Origin of the sequence: Marinobacter sp. ES-1 (assembly GCF_000475255.1) — a bacterium.
In the GTDB taxonomy this organism is placed as follows: Bacteria; Pseudomonadota; Gammaproteobacteria; order Pseudomonadales; family Oleiphilaceae; genus Marinobacter; species Marinobacter vinifirmus.
In genome coordinates this window covers 1-881 of the sequence record NZ_AXBV01000057.1, presented here as the reverse complement: position 1 = coordinate 881, position 881 = coordinate 1, and the positions used below count along the sequence as shown (strand labels likewise).

Genomic DNA, 881 nt, shown 5'->3' with positions numbered 1-881 from the left:
TACTAATGGGTTCGAAAGTAAGCGAACATCATTTATAATGTAGGCTCCGTTCGCCAAGCTTATCGGATATTTACACACATGCGCCACGATGACGGTCGTAAACTTGATCACAAAACATTAGAAGCCATTCGCGTTCGCGCCGTTCAACGGGTCATGGATGGCGAGAGTCCAGAAGTCGTCATCAAAGCGCTGGGGATGAGCCGAGCACGAATCTATGAATGGCTGGCTGCCTACCGCGAGGGTGGCTTTGACGCGCTCAAGGCCAAGCAGATTTCCGGTCGTCCCAAGAAACTGAGCGGTGCTCAGATCCGGGAGCTGTATATCTGGATAACGACCTTTACGCCGGACCAGTTGAAGTTTGATTTTGCCCTGTGGACTCGGGGCCGAGTGCGTGAGCTCATCCGGCAAAAGTTCAACGTCCGGTTAAGCGATGTCTCGGTCGGTCGTCTGCTTCGAAACCTGGGGCTGACGCCTCAGAAACCCCTGCATCGGGCCTACCAGCAAAAGCCAGAGGCCGTGAAACAATGGAAAGAAGAGACCTACCCGGAAATTCGCAAGGAAGCAAAAAAAGTCGGCGCCACCATCTATTTCGGCGATGAAGCCAGCATTCGGTCTGATTATCACAGTGGCACCACCTGGGCACCCAGGGGTGAAACTCCGATCATCCGTAATACGGGCAGTCGCTTCAGCATCAATCTGATCTCGGCCATCTCGCCTCGCGGCGAGCTTCGCTTTAAGACCATTCAGGGCAACATGAACACCGATGCGTTTCTTGGTTTCCTCAAGGCTCTGGTGCAAGACGTTGACAAGCCGGTTTTCCTGATCCTCGATAACCACCCGGTTCATCATGCTCGTCGGGTTCGAGACTATGTTGAGAGTCT

1 protein-coding gene is annotated in these 881 nt (G+C 53.3%); it reads left to right on the top strand.

The genetic code is table 11. From position 1 onward, the window contains the following. Window positions 1-78: 78 nt before the first annotated feature. A partial coding sequence (locus Q668_RS10760) for an IS630 family transposase (protein WP_036219764.1) occupies window positions 79-881 on the top strand: 803 nt, incomplete at its 3' end.